This is a genomic window from Streptomyces sp. NPDC002206 (assembly GCF_053593595.1).
In genome coordinates, this window is sequence record NZ_JBSFCW010000015.1 from 1 (window position 1) to 19,461 (window position 19,461).

Here is a 19,461-nt window from a genome sequence, read left to right on the forward strand (position 1 = left end):
GGCGGAGCCGGGGCCGGGGCCGAAGGCGGAGCCGGGGCCGGGGCCGGAGGCGGAGCCGGGGCCGGGGCCGGAGGCGGAGCCGGGGCCGGGGCCGGAGGCGGAGCCGGGGCCGGGGCCGGGGCCGGGACGGGTGGTGGTCCATCGACGATCCCCGGCCGCTCAGCGCCGGGCGGCGGGGCCGGGGGCGGCTCATCGACGAGCGGCGGCGCAGGAACCGGCGGCGCGGCGAAGATGCCTGGCTCTGCGGCGCCGCGCGGTGGCTCCCACGGGGCGCGCTCGGCCTCCGCCGGCGGCTCCCACGGCGCACGCGCCTGTACAGGTGGCTCGGGCGGAGTCCGAGGATGTGGCACGGCCGCGTCCACCCCTCCGTACCCGTCATCACGACCGGGCCCGCCCCACCCCGCCGGACCCACCGCGTCCGAGGCCGAGTCGAAGCGCTCGTCGAGACTGTCGGCCGCGTTGGTCGACCCCGTGTCCGCGGCGGTTTCGTCGTACAGCCTGCGCCACCAGTCGTCCTCGTGGGCGGCGGGCCTCTCCCCCTGCTGACTCATGCCCTTATTGTCCACCGCACGGGCCGTACGAAAACGGGTCATCAGGAAAAAAGAGGTCCGCCGGGCGACCCCACCCCCCACGGGAAGGACGCCCGGCGGACCGGTTCTGGTGTGACCCGGGTCAGCGCACCGCGTATGCGCCGACGATGGTCTGGACGACGGAGTTGCCGTTGGCGTCCGTCAGTTCCGTCTTCAGCGTGACCGACTTGCCGGCCGCGCCCGCGTGATTCACGGTCGCGGTCCAACGCCCGTCCCGCTGTGCGGTGGTGGCCTGGGTCCAGGTCGTGCCACCGTCGTACGAGTACGAGACCTTGGCTGCGGTCAGCTTGCCGGGTGTGTAGCCCGCGTGACCGGTGACGCTCAGGCCGATCTTCTGACCGTCCTGCGCCGCCAGGGTCTTCATCCCGTCCGTCGCCAGGTCGTAGCCCGGGAAGAGGAGCGGGATGCCCTGAGAGTACGCGTTCTCGTCCCGCTTCGAACGGAATTTCCAGGTGGTCTCGGTCTGGGTGGACCGCTTCCACACGGCTGCGGGCTGACCGACCTTCATGGTGACCATGGTCAGTTCGTACGGTGCGTCCTCGGCCGGCACCTCGAACACGCCGGACGGGTATCCGGTGCTGCCGAAGTCCTTGTCGCCGCTGGTCAGCGTCATGTTGCCCAGATCGCCGAACGAGCCCTGGATACCCCCGTGTTCGCTGTCGGCCCAGAAGCCCGGGGCGACGCCGATCAGGTTGTCCTGCCGCTCGGCGGCGAGCACCTCCTTGCCCTGGAGGTCGCGCGGAGTGGACGGGCCGACGATCCCCCGGTACCAGTTCTCCGTGCGCTGCGAGCCGGACTTGTAGGTGTGGGCCGGGTCGACCATGGACTCGCCCCAGGGGAAACTGGAGGAGACGAAGCGCCCCCAGGCACTGTCGCCCGCCGAGTAGTACTCGGTGCGCTTGCCCGGGACAGCGACGGTGTCGAACACGGCGGAGAAGCGCCCGCCGTACGGCCGGTCCATGACCAACGAGTCGACGTAGTCGGCTGCCAAGCCCATCGCCTCGTATGTGGCGATGGACTTGCCGAGCGTGCTGTCACGGACCTTGTACGTACGGTCCGAGGTGACCGGACCGGTCTCGGGGAAACCGAGGTTGTAGACGAACGGGCTGGCGGCGGTGGCCTTCCAGCGCAGCGTCACGGGACCGTCGGCGAGGGCAGCGGTCAGGCCGGCGGCCTCACTCGTCTCGATTGCCAGGGAGGGCAACGGCGCCGAACCGAAGCCGAGGGACGGCAGCCATGTGCCCGCGGACGGCCGGTACACGATGATCGCCTTGGCGCCGGCGGCCTTGGCGTTCCGCGCCTGGACGGACATGAATCCGTTGTCGGCGACCTTCACCAGAGCGATCTTGCCCGCGACGCCGGCGGCCTTCAGCTCGTCCGGAGTGCCGGTGCCCGCGTCGACGAGCTCGGCCTCGCCCGTACCGTCGAGGTTGACGGCGCCGGTGCTCGCCGTCTGCGGGTGCAGTTCGGCACCGCCGACGACCGAGAGCCTGTCGATCTGCGGGGCGTACGCACGCCAGAAGCTGGCGAACTCGAAGTCGCCGTCACTGGCCCTGCCCTCGACGTCGGCCAGGTAGTTCTTCACGATGCGGCTGCCGGTGACGGAACCCGAGTGCAGCCACGTGTCGTCCCAGCTGCGGCCGAAGCTGAGGGTCGTGGAGCGGTTCTCGGACCTGCGGTCCTCGGTCTTCACCTGGAGCCGGTGGGCCTTGCGGGCGTCCAGTACCAGGGTGGTGTCCTTGGTGACGTTCAGCTGCGGCCTGGCGAGGTAGCCGACGGACTCGACCATCCTGCCGGTGGCGTCCTTCGGGTCCGGCGACATGACGAAGCTGGAGACGAAGTACGCGCCGGGGCGCACCTGGTACACCTGGTCGGCCGCCCCGTCGTTGAAGCGCCGCTCGCCGCCGGCGGTGTCGGTGCCGATGACGTCCAACGAGGAGGAACCCGCGGCGGGCTTGCCGGTGCGGTCGATGAGCTTGACGCGCAGGGTGACCGTCTCGGCGCCGACGTACAGCGAGAACGGAGTGGAGACCTTGACGCCGTCGGCGTCGGTGGCCAGTACGCGCCCGGTGACATCGCCGTACTGGGCGGCCTTCAGCTGCGCGGTCGGGTCGATGTGCAGCGGGACCTTGACGGTCGCTCCGGCCGGCACGGTGACACTGCTCGCGTCGAGCTCGGCGACGGAGGAGCGAACCGCCGAGCCGTCGTTGCCGGTGACGCCCTGGACCTTCAGCGACAGCTTCACCGGCTTGGTGCCGGAGTTGGTGTACGGGACGTCGACCGTGGTGCGGTCGCTCCTGTCCTGCGGCCAGTTGAACGTACCGCCCTGGACGGCGGGGGCGCCGACGACGGTGGTGTCGATGGCGGCCTTGACATCGAGGCGGCCGCCGCCGGTCTCCCGCACGTCACCGGGGATGTCGCTCTTCGCGGACGACACGAGGGCCGCCTTGATCTGCTGCGCGGTCCAGTCCGGGTGACGCTGCTTCACGATGGCTGCGGCGCCCGCGACATGCGGGGTGGCCATCGACGTACCGGACATCGTCCGGTACGCGTACACCCCGCGGCCACCGGCCGCAGCGGCCGAGATGTTGACGCCGGGGGCGGAGATCTCGGGCTTGAGGGTGTGCGAGCCGATCACGGGTCCGCGGCTGGAGAACTGGGCCGTGGAGTCGTCGCGGTCGACGGCGCCGACGGTCAGCACGCTGGGGGCGCATCCCGGCGAGGAGACGGTGTTCAGCGACGGACCGGAGTTGCCGGCCGCGATCACGAACAAGGTGTCCTTGCTCTGGGCGAGTTCCTCGGCGGCGACACTCATCGGGTCGGTGCAGTCGGTCGGCGTCGGGCTCCCGAGACTCATCGAGACGACGTCGGCCTTCTGGTCGACGGCCCACTGCATACCGGCGATGATCCAGGACTCGGCGCCGAAGCCGCTGTCGTTGAGGACCTTGCCGGCAAGGAGGTCGGCGCCGGGGGCGACGCCCTTCTTCTTGCCGTCGCTGGCCGCTCCGGAGCCGCCCACGGTGGAGATGGTGTGGGTGCCGTGGCCCTGCCGGTCGTCGGTGGTGTCGGAGTCGGTGAAGTTCTCCGAGGCAGCGATCCGGCCCTTGAGGTCGGGGTGTTCGGCGTCGACACCGGTGTCGAGCACGGCGACCTTGGTGCCCTTGCCGTCGTAGCCGGCGGCCCAGGCGAGGTCCGCGCCGACCTGCTTCGTCGACTGGTCGAGAGTGGCCTGAACCTTGCGGTCGAGCCAGAGCTTCTTCAGACCGGAGACCGAGCGGGAACGGGTGTCGGTGACGTCCGACCAGAAGTCGGCGGCCTTCTCCTTGTCCGCCTTGAGCGCGACGCCGTCGATGGCGTCGAGTGCGAGTCCGCGCTTCGCACCGCGCGGGGTGACGGGCGCCGAGCGGGCCAGGTCCTTGCTGTACACCGCGATCAGCGGCAGCGACTTGGTGCTCGCGTCGTCGTAGCCCTGGCGGATCAGTCCGGTGACGTTGAAGAGTTCCTCGTCGACCTTGCCCGCGGCGAGCGCCCCGGTCGCGGTGTCCGGGTAGACGTACAGGTCCTTGCCGGACTGCCGGGTCTGGATGAGCGGCACGGTGCCGTCCTCCCGTGGCAGCGCGGTGGCGGACGCCGCCCCCGAACGGTCCGTGCTCACCAGAACCTTGTCCCCGGTGACCAGGGTGACGGTGACCGGCTTGCTGCCCTTCCCGGCAGTGGTGGCTGCCGCACTGCCGGTGAGCGGTCTTGTCGCGGCGGGCGCGTCCTGTGGCACGGCCACGGACGGCGCTACCACGGTGGCGGCCAGGACGGCGGCTGTCGCCGCTCCCAGCGCCGTACGCGATATCGGGCGCATCGCACTCCCCAGGTGATTCCGGAAGAAGGGCGCACAAAGGCCTTGTTTCCGGAGGTTGTTGGTACTGCGGTGGCGCCACATTGGCAGAGGTACGTGCGATACAGGGATGATGTACACGGCGGGTTTACGCCGTGGCCGCTTTCCGCCACGGCCGACCGGTCGAAGAGTGCGCAACGATGCGGAAATGACATGTCCGGGGAGGGGTCCGAGGGTGCTGGGAGCCATAGGTCTCGACGAGAGACAGGAGTCCGCCTACCGCGCACTCGTCGCGATGGGGGCGGCGGAGGTCAACGACCTCGCGCACCGGCTGGGGCTTCCCGAGTCGGAGACCGAGCGGGCGCTGCGCCGCCTGGAGCAGCAGGGCCTCGCCGCCCAGTCGTCCGCCCGCACCGGCCGGTGGGTGGCAGCGCCTCCCGGGGTCGCACTGGGTGCGCTGCTCACCCAGCAGCGCCATGAGCTGGAGCAGGCGGAGCTGGCGGCGGCGCTGCTCGCCGAGGAGTACCGGGCGGATGCCGCGGAACCCGCCGTGCACGATCTGGTCGAGGTGGTCACGGGCGCGAGCGCGGTGGCGCACCGCTTCCACCAGTTGCAGCTGGGGGCGGCGACCGAGGTGTGCGCCCTGGTCACCGGGAACCCGATCGCGGTCAGCGGGCTGGAGAACGAGTCGGAGGAGCGGGCCGTCACCCGTGGGGTGTCGTTCCGGGTGGTGATCGAGCGCGAGGTGCTCGCGCTGCCGAGCGGGATCCTGGAACTGTCGGCGGCGCTGAGCCGGGACGAGCAGTGCCGGGTCGTCGACCGGGTGCCGACCAAGCTGGTCGTCGCGGACGCCTCGCTGGCCATGGTGCCGCTGACCGGCCGCGGCGCCGAGCCGGCAGCACTGGTCGTCCATGCCTCCGGGCTGCTGGAGTCCCTGATGGGGCTCTTCGAGGCGGTGTGGCGCGAGGCCATGCCGCTACGGCTCGGCGAGAGCGGCTGGGCCCAGGAGACCGCCGTGGGACCCGATCCGACCGACCTGGAGATTCTGTCGTTGCTGCTGGCCGGGCTGACGGACGCGAGCGTGGCGAAACAGCTGGAGCTGGGGCTGCGGACCGTCCAGCGGCGGGTGAAGGGCCTGATGGAGCTGACCGGCGTGTCGACGCGGCTGCAGCTGGGCTGGCATGCGTACGAACGGGGCTGGGTGGCCCGCACCCCGCGGGCCTGAGGGGCCTGCCCGGCAGCGCCTCGCGACTACCTCATTACGCCTCTGAGCTGCATCGACGGCTCCCGCCCGGCACCTTGCTGACGAGCGGGACCTGCCGGACTCCGGCAGGCTGGTCAGATGGGTGTGTGGCAGCTCATCGCCGTGGGCCTGGTCATTCTGCTCGGCCTGGTCGGCGTGCTGGTGCCCGGGGTGCCGGGGCAGGCGATCGTCTGGGCGGCCGTGCTGTGGTGGGCACTCACCGACAGGAGCCCGGCCGCCTGGGCCGTACTGATCGGCACCACCGCCCTCCTGCTGCTGAACCAGGCGCTGAAGCCACTGCTGCGGCCGCGCCGCCCGCGCGAGTCCGGCGCGCCGCGCAAGACGCTGATGCTGGGCGGGATCGCCGGGATCGTGGGCTTCTTCGTGCTGCCGGTCGTGGGCGGGATCGTGGGGTACGTCGGGGCGATCTACGGTGCGGAGCGGCTGCGGCTCGGCAGCGGCGGGGCCGCCCGGGCCTCGCTCCGTTCGGTGATGCGGGCCACCGGCTACTCCGTGCTCGTCGAGCTGTTCGCCTGTCTGCTGGTGACGGGGGCGTGGCTGGTCGTGGTGATCCGGAGCTGACCGCTCACCTCTCTCTCGATGGACATCAGGGTGGACGCCGTCCAGATAGGCAGTAACACATCGGATCTCTCCCGCTCTGTTGACGCCAGGATCACCCTTGCCTACCTTCCATGAAGGAATAGCTCGGATGAATTGATGCGCCTGCGTACGAGTCGCCAGGAGACGCCTTGCCCACAGCACCGGACCCTTCCTGCACGCCCCGGACTCCCCGGACGGCCTCCTCGCCGCCGTCCCCCTCCCGAAGAACTGTTCTCGCCACCGGCACCGCGCTCGGCGGCGCCCTGGTGGTGGGCGGGACGGCCGCCGTCGCCCAGGCAGAAGCCCCGGCCACCGCACCTGCCGCCTCCGCCGCGCCCGTCGTGCACTCCCCCGATGACAGCTGGCGCACCGTCCTCGACGATGCCGATCTGCTCTGGCAGAAGCTGCCGAAGACCTGGTACGAGGGCCCGTATCTGGGCAACGGCCGCCTCGGCTCCGGCATCTACGCCGAGCCGGGCGCCACGACCACGGCCGTCCGTTTCAACGTCCAGCACTCCGAGGTCCAGGACCACCGCCCCGAGTTCGGCTCCCTCTTCGGCCTCGCCCGCCTGCCGATCGGCCACTTCACCCTGGAACCGGCCGGCACCATCACCGGCATCGAGTGGTGGATGCGACTGCGCACCGCCGAGCTCGAAGGCACGATCACCACCACCGCGGGCACCCTGAAGCTCCGCGCCTTCGTCCACTCCTCCAGCGACCTGCTCGCCGTCGAAATCACCCCGAGCGAGGGCGAGCAGGGCTTCCGCTGGGTCTTCCACCCGGCCGACGCCATCAGCCCGCGTGCCGACTTCAAGCCTCTGCCGGACGGTTACACGGGCAACCCGCCGGCCGTCGTCGAGCAGCACGGCGAGATGACCGCCGCCGTCCAGCCGCTGCTGGCGGGCGGCCAGCACGTCACCGCCTGGCGGGAGCGCACCAGGGGCGACAGCCGCACGCTGTACGTCACCGTCACGCACTCCCACCCGAAGACGACCGCACGTGACCGCGCGCTGCGTACCGTCAAGACCGCATCCGCGCTCCCGTACGCGCTGCTCGCCACCCCGCACCGCTCCTGGTGGGACCGGTTCTACCGGAAGAGCTTCCTGTCTCTTCCGGATGCCCGGCTGCAGCGCTTCTACTGGATCCAGCTCTACAAGACGGCGTCGGCGGCCCGCAAGGACGCGCCCGTGATGGCGACGTCGGGCCCCTGGCTGGAGCCCACCCCGTGGCCGAACACCTGGTGGAACCTCAACGTCCAGCTGGAGTACTGGCTGATCCACGGCTCCAACCACCTGGAACTGGACGCCGTCACCCGCGCCCTGAGCGAGTTCCGGGACCAGCTCTCCCGCGAGGTCGCGGCCCCCTACCGGGCGGACTCGGCCGGCATCCCGCGCACCACCGACCCCCAGCTGGTCAACGGCGCGTCCGTGACCGACGGCGGCTACGGCGTCGGCATCCCCGGCCAGGACCCTCCCACCCCCGAGGTCGGCAACCTCACCTGGGCACTGCACAACGTGTGGCTCTCCTACCGGCACACCATGGACGAGTCGATCCTGCGCGACACGCTGTTCCCGTTGCTGCGCAAGGCGGTCAACTACTACCTGCACTTCCTGGCGCCCGGTGCGGACGGCAAGCTGCACCTCCCGGCGACGTTCTCCCCCGAGTACGGCGTCAACGCCCCCGACTGCAACTACGACCTCATGCTGCTGCGTTGGGGCTGCCGCACCCTGCTGGACTCGGCCGAGCAGCTCGGCGTCCACGACCCGCTGACGGCCCGCTGGCAGGAGGTGCTGGCCAAGCTCGCGCCCTACCCGGTCGACGCCAACGGGTTCATGATCGGCGCCGGGGTTCCGTTCGCGAAGTCGCACCGCCACTACTCGCACATGCTCGCGGTGTATCCGCTGTACGAGCTGACGGGCGCGACGCCCGACGAGCGCGCCCTGATCGAGAAATCCCTCGCCCACTGGGTGGGGTTCGAAGGCGCCCTGCAGGGCTACACCTTCACCGGTGCCGCCTCGATGTCCGCGCTGCTCGGCAAGGGCGAGGACGCGCTGAAGTACCTCGGCCAGCTGATGAGCCGCTTCATCCAGGCGAACACCATGTACAAGGAGTCGGGCCCGGTCATCGAGACCCCTCTCTCGGCGGCCCAGTCGCTGCACGACATGGTGTGCCAGTCCTGGGGCGGCACGATCAGGGTCTTCCCGGCGCTGCCCGCCGCCTGGCAGGAGCTGACCGTCCACGACTTCCGTACCCAGGGCGCGTTCCTGCTCAGCGCGGTACGGGAAGAAGGCCGGACCCGCTGGGTGCGGGTGACCAGCGAGGCCGGCGCCCCCTGCGTCGTACGCCACGGCATGGACGGCCCGATCGAGATCCGTGACCGCCACGGACGGCCGTTGGGGTACGAGGAGGTGGCGGACGGCACGGTGCGGATCGGCCTCCGCAAGGGCGACTCGGCGCTGATCACGGCCCGGGGCGACCGCCCGGACCTGACGATCCGACCGGTCGCCCCGAACGCGGCGGCGCCGCGCTGGGGTCTGCCGGTCTGAGCCGGCCCGGTCGCAGGTCGTAAGGACCACGGTCCGATGCGACGGCCGACGGGGCCGGCACACGGGGCCGGCCGATGTGCCGGGAGGCCGGTCCCGAATTCCGGCCGGGCGAAGGGAATGCGCGCCCTCGACGGGGCCGATGTCACCGGCAGTCCAGATGGCGCACGGCGTACGAGCGCCAGGGCCGCCACCGCTCCGACCCGGGCGACCCGTGCGGATCCACATCGGGATCGCCGAGCGCCCGCATCCTGATCAGCGCCGCGGCTGCCGGACCGATCCCCGGCAGCCGCAACAGCGCCTGCTCGGCCTCGTCGCGGTCGGCCCCGGCGTCGAGACGCACGGTCCCGTCGGCGAGCGCGGCCGCCAGTGCCCGCAGCGCCGGCTCGTCCGCCGCACCGGCCAGCACTCCCGGCTCCGGGAACACATGGGTCAGACCGCCGCACGGCACGTCGAGGACCTTCCCGTACGTCTCCACGAGCCGCTCCGCCGCTTCCCGGCCGACGAGCGTCCGTACGGCGAACTCCTCGGGGTCCGCGGCCCCGGGCGACCTCAGCCCGGGACGGGCCGTGACGCGCGGTGCCAGCGCTGGGTCGGCGCCGAGCCGCTCGTCGACGGCATACGGATCGGCATCGAGGTCGAAGAGGCGCCGCAGCCGCTGCACGGCCGTGGTCAGATCGCGCAGATCCGTGAGGTTGATCCTGGCGTCCAGCCACGCCCCGGCGGACCGCTCGTCGACGGCGACGACGCCCGTGCCGTACGGCAGCCGCAGGGTGCGCCGGTAGGTGCGGGCGCCGGGCTCGCCGCTGACCTCCTCGACCCGGGCGACCGCCTCGCAGGCCAGCAGATCGAAGACCTCCCGGGCGGCGTACGGTCCCCGGTGGGCGAGCCGGAGCGGGATTCCGGCCGTGCGCGCCTCCCGTACCGCCGCTCCCAGTCCGGTCCCGGCCTCGGCCCGCAGCGCGCTCGGCGTGCGGGCGTAGATCTGCCGGATCGTGTCGTTGAACTGACGCACGCTGGCGAAGCCCGACGCGAACGCGATCTCGGTGACGGGCAGCCCCGTCGTCTGGAGCAGCACCCGTGCGGTGTGTGCCCGCTGGGCGCGGGCCAGCGCGACGGGTCCGGCACCCAGTTCGGCGTTGAGCTGCCGCTGCACCTGGCGCGAGCTGTAGCCGAGTCGGTGCGCGAGCCCGGGCACGCCCTCCCGGTCGACCACGCCGTCACCGATCATCCGCATGGCACGGCCGACGACATCGGCCCGTACATTCCACTCCGCGGACCCCGGGACGGCGTCCGGGCGGCAGCGCCTGCACGCCCGGAAGCCGTTGCCCTGGGCAGCGGCGGCGGTCGGGAAGAACCGGACGTTCTTCCGCTTGGGGGTGACGGCGGGGCAGCTCGGCCGGCAGTAGATGCCGGTGGTCTCGACGGCGAAGAAGAACTCCCCGTCGAACCGCGCGTCGCGGCTGCTCACCGCCTCGTACCTGGTCCGTTCGTCCATCACACCGTCCAGTCTGCGCCACCGAGCGGTGCCGCACTCGCGGTTTTCGGACGTCGACCCGGTGCCCCCGGCCGGGGCGCGGCACTACCGCACCCGGCCCCGCTTCGCGTCCATGGCGGCCCGGCCAGCGGCCCCCCTGCGCTTCCATTCACGCAGCATCTCGGACCGCACCCGGGCGTCGGTCTTGGCGACGATGCGCTGGTTCTCGCGCAGCAGCTTGCGGAAGCTGTCGAGGCGCCGCTCGGAGAGCGAACCGTCGTCGATCGCGGCGAGTACCGCACAGCCGGGCTCGGACTGATGGGCGCAGTCGTGGAACCGGCACCGCCGGGCCAGGTCCTCGATCTCCGAGAAGACCTGGCCGACGCCGGTCTCGGCGTCCCAGAGTCCGACCCCGCGCAGTCCGGGTGTGTCGATCAGTACGCCCCCGGAGGGCAGAACCAGCAGATTGCGGGTCGTGGTGGTGTGCCGGCCCTTGCCGTCGACGTCACGGGCGGCCTGTACGTCCATCACGTCCTCGCCGAGCAGCGTGTTGGCAAGGGTCGACTTGCCCGCACCGGACACCCCGAGCAGCACACTCGTGCCGCCCGAGACGACGGCACCGAAGACGTCGAGCCCCTCCCCGGTGGCGGAGCTGACGGGCAGCACCTGCACACCGGGCGCAATGGCTTCGATGTCCTGGACGAAATACGACAGCGTGTCGGCGTCCGGCACCAGATCGGCCTTGGTCAGCACCACGATCGGCTGGGCTGCACCGTCCGTGGCCGACACACCGTCCCGCAGCAGCGCGTCACCGCTGGAGCTGGACATGGCGAGCGCGAGGAAGCGCTCCACCCGCCCGAGGTCGAGCTCCAAGGCGAGCGAGACGCAGATGGCGATGTGGTCGACGTTGGTGGCAAGCACCTGCCCTTCGGAGCGCTGCGACGACGTCGAGCGCACGAAGGCGGTGCGCCGCGGCAGCAGTGTCCGTACGAACTGCGGATCACCGTCGGGGTCGACGGCGACCCAGTCGCCCGTGCAGACGATCCGCATCGGGTCGCGGGGGACGACGAACGCGGTGTCCGCGCGGACGGTGCCGTCGGGGGTGACGACATCGCACTGACCACGGTCCACCCGCACCACCCGTCCGGGCAGCAGCCCCTTTGCGGCGTGCGGTGCGAACTCGGCCGCCCAGGCGTCGTCCCAGCCGTACGGCGACAGCGGATGCGACGAGGACGGTCCGGCGTTGGAGGAGAGCGGGGAAAGCGGGGAGAAAGACAAGGGAAACCCTTCGGAGGGTGGCCCCGGCAACGCGCACTCGGGCGCGGAGAAGTACGAAAGAAGGTCAGCCGGCGACCACGGGGGTGAGAACAATGCTCTTCCGGTTGTGGGCAGCGCCCATCGCAACGACAGTCATCAATGTCCTCACCTCCTGGTTCACAGCACGGGCCGACACCGGCGGTTTGTCCGCCGGCCGCAACGCTGCACACGATAGCCGGGAGCCGCCCGACGCCGTCAACGCATTTATTGCCTCAGGTCCTCGTGGGCGGACCGGTCCGGGACGTTCGTCGGAGTTATCACGAACTCTCCCTCGATCAGGTGAAACAGGCGCACAACGACCGATCCATGGCCGTTATGGTGCCGAGCATGACCTCACCCCGGACCGCCACCGGCACGTTCACACCAGCCCAGTTGGGCACGCTCTCCCTGATCGGGTGGAGCGGCGAGCACCCCGACGGCAGACACGACGTCGCCTTCCTGCTCGTCTACTCGCTGGGTGACGGGACGGACGGCCCGGCCGCCGGTGAGGCCGCGATGCGAGTGGCCCTGGAGCGCTGCGGGCTGCCGGTCGGTGCCGGTCTCGTGCGCGCCGCCGAGACGCCGGGCCTCCTGGTCAAGCTCCTGGTCCAGGCCGGCCAGGCCGTGCTGACGCTCCCTCACTTCACCGCGCAGTACCGGGTGCCGCCCGAGTGGCTGGTCGCGGCCCGCAACCAGGGCGAGGTCCACGCGATGTTCGCCACCCGCCCGTGGCCGGCGGCGGTGCCGGGCCGGCCGGTCAGCGAAGAGCTGCTGCGTTCCTTCGCCGCCGACGAAGAGGTCGTCATGACCTCCGCCCACTGTCTTCTGCCGGTGCGCTCCCTGGGCTGATCCGCCCGCCCGGTCCGTCCGATGCCCACCGCCCCCCGTCGAGCGGTGGGCATCGTCGTGCGCGGCCTCACATGGGAGAGCGGGCGGCCCGGGGGTACCCCTGGACCGCCCGCAGCTCACGCGGCGTCAGCTGTTGTCGGCGCCGTTGCCCGACAGGACCGGGACGTCGTCCACGATGTGCGAGAGAGCCTCGTCACCCTTGGCCTGGGTGGAGTTCTCGGCGCACTGCTGGTTCTGCGGCGAGTGCAGGGCGTTGACGTCCTGGACCGCGACGGGCACCAGACCCACGACCGAGCCGACGTTGGCCTTGGCCGGCAGGCCGACGCACGCCTTGTTCAGCGAGCCCTGGACGAGCTGCAGCTGCGGGCTCCCATCGCCCTGGGTCACGCTGTTGCCGAACTGCTGCTGCGTCCCGTTCCCGTTGACCGACGTGGTGCCCTGGTCATTGCCGATCGCCATGGCCGAGGGGGCCGCGGCAGCCGACAGACCGACCAGGGATACGGCCACTGCCGCGCCGGCCATCATCTTCTTCATCACGCTTCACCTTTCAGAGCGTCCCGTTCTGCAACGTACTGATCAACCGGATACGGAAGCGTCGGTTCCGCAGTACCACTCAAATGGGTTGGATCCAGGGTGAGTTCACTGCGGCCGACCGCCTTCAGGTCCGATCAGTCACCGAACATCTCGCCGGAGGTGCGCGCCGCGGGGACGAGGCGACCCGCGCAGGGCGGATCGGACTCGGGGCGCGGCAAGGCCTGCTGCCTGGCCCGCTGGGCTGCCTGCCACTCGGCGAGCAGCCGGTCGTAGATGGGTGTGACGTCCTCCGTGTGCCGGTGGCGGCCGCACGGGCGCTGACTGTCGTAATGGTCCATGACGTGCCTTTACCCGGTGCGGCGGCCGACCGCAGCCGCCACTACGGCAACCGGCCCAGTGCGCCCCTCCATCGAGGGTTTTCGGCAGGCTGAGGCCTGTCCCGCAATCCCCGGTGGATCGCCCCTGGGCGCACGACGAGGGGCCAGTCCGTCCGGGGCGCCGAGGAATGGCCGCCGCGCGGAAGAACTGGCCCCACGGAGTATCAGGGAATGGTGTCCGGAGCGGTGAGGCTCTAGTTGTTGCCGGTGCCGTTGCCGGACAGGACCGGGATGTCGTCCAGGATGTGCGACAGAGCCTCGTCACCCTTGGCCTGGGTGGAGTTCTCCGTGCACTGCTGGTTCTGCGGCGAGGACAGGACGTTGACGTCCTGGACCGCGACCGGGACCACGCCGACGAGCGAACCGACGTTGGCCTTGGCCGGCAGGCCGACGCAGGGCTTGTTCAGCGAGCCCTGGACCAGCGCGAACTGCGGGCTCCAGTCACCCTGGGTGGCCGAGTTGCCGAACGACTGGGCGTTGCCGTTGCCGTTGTACGACGTCGTACCGGTGTCGTTGCCGATGGCCATGGCCTGCGGGGCGATCGCGGCCGAGACGCCGACGATCGCAGCAGCTGCGGCTGCCGAGGCCATAATCTTCTTGATCATTAAATAGCCCTTCTGGGGTTTTCCGTTGTCCGCCTGCCCGGAGCGCTTTGATCAACTCGCTCCGGCGGGATTGGATGTGACACTTCACCCGAACGGGGCTTCTGCCTTCCGAATGTTGCCGAATGCGCGGTAGCGATACCGGAGAATTACAATCGCCGCGAATGCGATGGGAACTGCCGTCTTTTGACGGATCAGCCGCCGAGGGGCACGCCACCGAGCAGCGGAGCCGCGCTCCTGGCCGCACCGGTGGCCTGACCGGCGACCTTGGTGACGGTGCCCTTCTTCTGTACCGATTCCGTGGCGCCACCGACGGTGTCGACGATCGGGTCGACGCCCTGCGGGGCTGCGGCCAACACCTGGTTGACGCCGCCGTCGAGGCTGAAGCTGGGGGCCGTGGCGGTGGTAACGGCGAAGGCGGGAGCAGCCGTTCCGAGAGCAACCACGGAACCGGCAACGAACGCAGCAGTCTTCGCGTACTTCACTTTCAGGTTCCCTTCTGCAGCGGCATCTGTTTCGGTCGCGTCCCCGCGCCGCACAAGCCTTCTTTACCTGTGACTTCTGCCGCTTTCGACCTGGGTAACGATTCGGTTCCGGTCGGGAAACTGCGCGGTCCACCTTTTCTGGTGGACCACTCGATCGATCGCATGACTATTCACTGGAACGAGTGTTGCAGGGGTTCCACGGCCGGAATGGGTGGTGCACTGTCAAGTGCTCCGTTCCGCGCAGCTGTCCGGGTGTCCGCCTCCAGCCGCCGGCGCACCGCGCCGCGGGCGATGCGGAACGACTTCGGCCGTTCCACTGCATCCGGAAGCATGGCGAGCTCGCGGAACGGAGCACGCGGAAAGAGGAAAGCCCCGGATCGCACACGAGGCGCGATCCGGGGCGGACGGGCGGTGAGCACTGGGCTCAGCCGACCGGAATTCAGCCGTTGGAGCAGGCGTTGCCGAACGCGGGGTTGAGCAGACCGATCACGCTCAGCGTGTTGCCACAGACGTTGACCGGGATGTGGATCGGAACCTGAACGACGTTGCCGGAAAGGACACCCGGGGAGTTGTTGGCCGCGCCCACGGCACCGGAGTCGGCGAAGGCGGGAGTTGCGGCACCGATCGCCATCAGGGTTCCGGCGGCGATGGCGGCAACCTTGGTGTACTTCACTTTCATCCCTTTCTTTGACGGAGTCCGGAGCGGCCACGACTTTCGTGCCGCACGAGCGCAGTCCTGAACGCTCGTAACTCCGCCACTACAATTCGTAACGACTTAAGACCGTACGCGAAACTCTTCAAGAAGAAGATTCCTGAAAATCCGCCCGAATGATGCAACATTCCTTACTCGGCACAACCGCAGGGATCATTCGATTTTCCGATGCGCCGAGGGACCGAAAGGCAACAGCAGGCCCGGGCCGCACGGAGGGAGGAACCCCGGCGGGCCCGGGCCTTTGCGTCCGGCTCAACTGTTGCCGGTGCCGTTGCCCGAGAGCACCGGAATGCCGTCCAGGATGTGCGACAGCGGCTCGTCACCCTTGGCCTGGGTGGAGTTCTCCGTGCACTGCTGGTTCTGCGGCGAGGACAGGACGTTGACGTCCTGGACCGCGACCGGGACCACGCCGAGGAGCGAACCGGCGTTGGCCTTGGCCGGCAGGCCGACGCAGGGCTTGTTCAGGCTGCCCTGCACCAGGCCGAACTGCGGGCTCCAGTCACCACGGGTCTCGGAGTTGCCGAACGACTGCGAAGAGCCGTTGCCGTTGACCGAGGTGGTACCGGTGTCGTTGCCGATGGCCATCGCCTGCGGAGCAAGCGTCGCCGAGATGCCGACGATGGAGGCGGCGACAGCACCCGTAGCCAGGACCTTCTTGATCACGATTAACCCTTCTCGTACTTGATGCCCCGCGTCGGAGCGCCCTGACCAACTCACCGCCGGGCGTTTGGTTCTCTCCAATCACCCGAATGCCGGGTGTCCACGGATGCTCGCACCGAAGCGCGTTGCGGAACCCGTCATTCTTTCTGCGTTGCAGAGTGACGAACGCGCGTACGTAATCCGTCCGGGTGGTTACATAATTTCCACGAAATTCTGAGTTTCCCCCACCAAATCCTTGTCGTTATGGCTGTCGTCAAGCGCGACTTCGGGACGCGTGTCAGAGGAGTCCGTGTGAGTTCCGCTGAGCCGTGACCGCCGCTTGCCGAATCGCGTATGGCGAGCCGCCGGGGCGATATCCCCGGCGGTAGCTGCACCGCCTGATGAATGAACTGCGGGCGATCCGCCCGCGCGAAATGTCCTAAGGAAGGGCAACCAATGCGAAAAGCCTTGAGTAAGAGCATGCTCGTCATGGCGGCGGCGTCAGGCATCCTGACCGCGGCAGGCGGATACGCACAGGCGGATGCTTCGGCCGACGGCTCCGCCGTCGGCTCGCCGGGCGTCGGCTCGGGCAACGCCGTACAGGTGCCGGTGCACGTTCCCGTCAATGTCTGCGGCAACACCGTCAATGTGGTCGGTCTGCTGAACCCGGCATTCGGTAACACGTGCGAGAACGCGAGCGACCGCTCGGACGACGGCGGCGCCCAGGGCGCGAGTGCCGTCGGTGGCACCAGCAACTCCCCCGGGGTGCTGTCGGGCAATCTGGTCCAGGTTCCTGTTGACGTCCCGGTCAACGCCTGCGGCAACACGGTCAATGTCGTCGGCGCACTGAATCCCGCGGTGGGCAACCATTGCTCCAACGGAAGCCGGCCGTCGACGGGCGAGCCGCCCGTCGTGGAGCCCCCCGTTGTCGAACCGCCCGTCGTGGAGCCCCCCGTTGTGGAGCCCCCCGTTGTCGAACCGCCCGTCGTCGAACCGCCCGTCGTCGAACCGCCCGTCGTCGAGCCGCCCGTCGTCGAGCCGCCCGTCGTCGAGCCGCCCGTCGTCGAACCGCCCGTCGTCGAACCGCCCGTCGTCGAACCGCCCGTCGTCGAACCGCCCGTCGTCGAACCGCCCGTCGTCGAGCCCCCCGTCGTCGAACCGCCCGTCGTCGAGCCCCCCGTCGTCGAGCCCCCCACCGTGGAGCCCCCCACCGTGATCCCTGCCGGCGTGAACACCCCCGGCTCTCAGCTGGCCCACACCGGCGCAGCCGACCTCGGGCTGGCGGCCGGTGGCAGCGCTGCTCTTCTACTCGGAGGCACCTTGCTGATGCGCCGCGCCCGCGCTTCGCGGAACTGACGTATGCGCAGAATTGTCGTAACAGGGAAATAGCGACAGGTCCGGCAGGACAGCCTCAGCTGTCCTGCCGGACCTGTCGTGTTCCGCCGGCCTCGCGTACATGCGGGCCATCTCGCTGCGCGTCACCCGCGCAGTCGGTGCGCACAGGGCCGGCGCCCCTACGGGTAGAAGTGCGTCAGCGACTCGGCCACGCAGGCCGGTTTCTCGGACCCTTCGAGTTCGAAGGTGAAGGCACGGGTCATCTGTACGCCGCCCCGCGCGACCTCCTTCACCCCGACGACCGACGCATGCAGCCGCACGCGGCTGCCGACCGGTACCGGCGCGGGATAACGGACCTTGTCGACCCCGTAGTTGAGTGCCCGGCCCACGCCTTGCACCTGGAGCAGTTCACCGAACATCGGGATCCCCCAGCTGAGGACCATGTACCCGTGGGCGATGGTGCGTCCGTACGGGCCTGTGGCGGCGCGTTCGGTGTCGGTGTGGATCCATTGGTGGTCCCCGGAGACGTGCGCGTAGGCGTCGATGAGTTCCTGGGTGATCTCCTTCCAGCCGGAGTGGCCCAGGTCGCGCCCGCTCAGGGTGAGGATCTCCGGGATGCCGTGCACGGTCAGCGGCATGGTCCGCGCTCCGTTCCTGCTCGCAATGGAAGTCAGGCGGTGACGGGGGCGGTGCGCGGTGCGGCAAGCGCCTCCGCGGCCTGTTCGTCGTGGTTGGGGCGCTTGAGCAGGAGCAGCATGCAGCCCAGGGTCAGCACCACCTGGAGGACGGCGTAGGCGATGACGGCGGTGATCGAGCCGGTGCGGTTCAGCAGGAACTGGCCGATGATCGGGGTCGTTCCGCCGAGGAGCGTGCCGCAGAGCTGGTAGCAGAGCGAGATGCCGGTGTACCGCAGATGGGCCGGGAAGCGGCTGGCGAGCATGCCGGCGAGAGCTGCGTAGTAGAGGCAGTGCGGGATGGTCGCGACGGCGACGCCGACCATCGCCAGACCGTAGTTCTCGGTGCCGATCAGGATGAACATCATTGGCATCAGGACCAGTTCAGGAAGCAGCATCACCGTCACCGCCCGGGACCAGCTCTTCATCCGGGTGGCGATGAGCGCGCCGAACGGCTGGACGACGATCTGCGTGATGTTGGCGACCAGGATGATCGTCAGGAAGGAGCTGCGGTCGAAGTCGAGCGACGAGGTGGCCCAGGACAGGGCGAACGTCGACTTGAAGTACGTCGCCGACAGGCCGATGGTGCAGGCGCCGATGCCGAGGACGATCAGCATGGGCTGGGTGCGCAGGACTTCGGTCAGCGGAACCTTGACGACTTCCTTCTTCTGGATGAGGTTCGCCATCGCCGGGGACTCTGCGACCTTCAGCCGGACAAACAGTCCGACGATGACGAGGGCGGCGGAGAAGAGGAACGGCAGGCGCCAGCCCCAGGAGACGAACGCCTCGTCGGGCAGCTGGCTGATCACCAGGAAGCTCAGCGTGGAGAGGGTGTTGCCGACGGGCGAGCCCTGCTGGGCGAACGCCCCGTACAGCACCGACTTGCCCTTCGGGGCGTGCTCGGAGGCGATCAGGACCGAGCCGCCCCACTCGCCGCCGAGGCCGATGCCCTGCACCATGCGGATGGCGACCAGCAGGATCGGGGCGGCGATGCCGATGGAGGCGTAGCCCGGCAGCAGACCGATCGCGGTGGTCGAGATGCCCATCATCAGCAAGGTGATGACGAGCGTCTTCTTGCGGCCGAGGCGGTCGCCGTAGTGGCCGAAGATGATGCCGCCGATGGGGCGGGCGAGGAAACCGACCCAGAAGGTCGCGAAGGCGACCAGGGTGCCCATGGCGCCGTCGAGTTCGGGGAAGAACACCTTGTCGAAGACCAGCGCCGCCGCGGTGCCGTAGATGTAGAAGTCGAACCATTCGATGGTCGAACCGATGAAGGCGCCGAATCCGGCGCGGTTGGCGGCTCTGGTGCGCTCTCGTGGGGTGGCGGTGGACGCACTCATGCATGGCTCCTGTGAACGTCGTCGATCAAGCGGATGGTGGGGGCGTCGCCCGAGACGCCTGTGGCGGCAGCGCAGCGAGGGACCTGGGGACGGCTGCCGGGTGGGGTGGCGGTTACGGTGCCGGCCGGGACCTAGGGTCTTTCGTTTGGATCAGGCTGGATCAGGGAGCGGGGTCTGGTGCGTGCAGCTGCCAGGCGGATGAAGGAGCCTACGCGGAGCAAATGGGGGCTCCCCTGCTCGAGCGAAGCCGAGAGCTTGGGGAAGACTGACGACAACGCGGCAGATGTGCGTGCCAGACCCCGCGAGCCCAGCATGATCCAAACGAGAGGCCCTGGA

The 19,461-nt window shown here is 69.7% G+C and carries 16 protein-coding genes; 5 read left to right on the forward strand and 11 right to left on the reverse strand.

Going from position 1 to position 19,461, the window contains the following annotated elements; genetic code table 11:
- Positions 1-672: 672 nt before the first annotated feature.
- The gene (locus ACWCP8_RS24860; protein ID WP_451118206.1) at positions 673-4,443 is read right to left on the reverse strand and encodes a S8 family peptidase; all 3,771 of its coding nucleotides are present in this window, start codon (positions 4,441-4,443) and stop codon (positions 673-675) included.
- 211 nt (positions 4,444-4,654) lie between these two features.
- Here ACWCP8_RS24860 and ACWCP8_RS24865 point away from each other — a divergent pair, with 211 nt between their 5' ends.
- The 3 genes from ACWCP8_RS24865 to ACWCP8_RS24875 all read left to right on the forward strand — a co-directional run bounded on the left by ACWCP8_RS24865 (position 4,655) and on the right by ACWCP8_RS24875 (position 8,808).
- Complete coding sequence (locus ACWCP8_RS24865) at positions 4,655-5,644, forward strand: helix-turn-helix domain-containing protein (RefSeq protein WP_352264936.1); 990 nt, start codon at positions 4,655-4,657, stop codon at positions 5,642-5,644.
- Between the two features lie 117 nt (positions 5,645-5,761).
- Entirely contained in the window at positions 5,762-6,244 is a 483-nt protein-coding gene (locus ACWCP8_RS24870; RefSeq protein ID WP_352264934.1) for a DUF456 domain-containing protein, read from the forward strand.
- Between the two features lie 167 nt (positions 6,245-6,411).
- Positions 6,412-8,808: a glycosyl hydrolase family 95 catalytic domain-containing protein gene (locus tag ACWCP8_RS24875; RefSeq protein WP_451118209.1), complete on the forward strand. Its 2,397-nt coding sequence runs from the start codon at positions 6,412-6,414 to the stop codon at positions 8,806-8,808.
- Positions 8,809-8,950: 142 nt separating this feature from the next.
- On the opposite strand, the gene ACWCP8_RS24880 is transcribed toward ACWCP8_RS24875, so the two are convergent.
- Together ACWCP8_RS24880 and rsgA are read right to left on the reverse strand one after the other, a co-directional pair.
- Positions 8,951-10,303 (reverse strand): DNA-3-methyladenine glycosylase 2 family protein, encoded by a 1,353-nt coding sequence (locus ACWCP8_RS24880; RefSeq protein WP_451118211.1) that lies wholly within the window; start codon positions 10,301-10,303, stop codon positions 8,951-8,953.
- 84 nt (positions 10,304-10,387) lie between these two features.
- Positions 10,388-11,560: a ribosome small subunit-dependent GTPase A gene (gene rsgA / locus ACWCP8_RS24885; protein WP_451118213.1), complete on the reverse strand. Its 1,173-nt coding sequence runs from the start codon at positions 11,558-11,560 to the stop codon at positions 10,388-10,390.
- 366 nt (positions 11,561-11,926) lie between these two features.
- Between rsgA and ACWCP8_RS24890 the strand changes: the two genes are divergently transcribed.
- Positions 11,927-12,427, forward strand: a complete 501-nt coding sequence (locus tag ACWCP8_RS24890; protein ID WP_451118215.1) for a DUF5949 family protein — start codon at positions 11,927-11,929, stop codon at positions 12,425-12,427.
- 126 nt (positions 12,428-12,553) lie between these two features.
- On the opposite strand, the gene ACWCP8_RS24895 is transcribed toward ACWCP8_RS24890, so the two are convergent.
- The 6 genes from ACWCP8_RS24895 to ACWCP8_RS24920 all read right to left on the reverse strand — a co-directional run bounded on the left by ACWCP8_RS24895 (position 12,554) and on the right by ACWCP8_RS24920 (position 15,800).
- Positions 12,554-12,961, reverse strand: coding sequence for a rodlin (locus ACWCP8_RS24895; RefSeq protein ID WP_451118217.1), 408 nt, complete (start codon positions 12,959-12,961; stop codon positions 12,554-12,556).
- A gap of 134 nt (positions 12,962-13,095) precedes the next feature.
- Positions 13,096-13,299, reverse strand: a complete 204-nt coding sequence (locus ACWCP8_RS24900; protein WP_451118219.1) for a hypothetical protein — start codon at positions 13,297-13,299, stop codon at positions 13,096-13,098.
- Positions 13,300-13,532: 233 nt separating this feature from the next.
- Positions 13,533-13,943 carry a rodlin gene (locus ACWCP8_RS24905; RefSeq protein WP_330246871.1) on the reverse strand — a complete coding sequence of 137 codons (411 nt, stop codon included), beginning with the start codon at positions 13,941-13,943 and terminating at the stop codon, positions 13,533-13,535.
- Between the two features lie 191 nt (positions 13,944-14,134).
- Positions 14,135-14,425, reverse strand: a complete 291-nt coding sequence (locus ACWCP8_RS24910) for a hypothetical protein (protein WP_352264923.1) — start codon at positions 14,423-14,425, stop codon at positions 14,135-14,137.
- 439 nt (positions 14,426-14,864) lie between these two features.
- Positions 14,865-15,098, reverse strand: coding sequence for a chaplin (locus ACWCP8_RS24915; protein ID WP_451118221.1), 234 nt, complete (start codon positions 15,096-15,098; stop codon positions 14,865-14,867).
- Between the two features lie 291 nt (positions 15,099-15,389).
- The gene (locus ACWCP8_RS24920; RefSeq protein WP_451118223.1) at positions 15,390-15,800 is read right to left on the reverse strand and encodes a rodlin; all 411 of its coding nucleotides are present in this window, start codon (positions 15,798-15,800) and stop codon (positions 15,390-15,392) included.
- A gap of 432 nt (positions 15,801-16,232) precedes the next feature.
- Here ACWCP8_RS24920 and ACWCP8_RS24925 point away from each other — a divergent pair, with 432 nt between their 5' ends.
- The gene (locus tag ACWCP8_RS24925) at positions 16,233-17,132 is read left to right on the forward strand and encodes a chaplin (protein WP_451118225.1); all 900 of its coding nucleotides are present in this window, start codon (positions 16,233-16,235) and stop codon (positions 17,130-17,132) included.
- 158 nt (positions 17,133-17,290) lie between these two features.
- Here ACWCP8_RS24925 and ACWCP8_RS24930 read toward each other — a convergent pair whose 3' ends face one another.
- Together ACWCP8_RS24930 and ACWCP8_RS24935 are read right to left on the reverse strand one after the other, a co-directional pair.
- On the reverse strand, positions 17,291-17,749 hold the full coding sequence (locus tag ACWCP8_RS24930) for a MaoC family dehydratase (RefSeq protein ID WP_352264920.1): 459 nt from the start codon (positions 17,747-17,749) through the stop codon (positions 17,291-17,293).
- Positions 17,750-17,781: 32 nt separating this feature from the next.
- A complete protein-coding gene (locus tag ACWCP8_RS24935) occupies positions 17,782-19,125 on the reverse strand; it encodes an MFS transporter (protein ID WP_451118227.1) in 1,344 nt (447 codons plus the stop codon).
- Between the last annotated feature and the right edge of the window lie 336 nt (positions 19,126-19,461).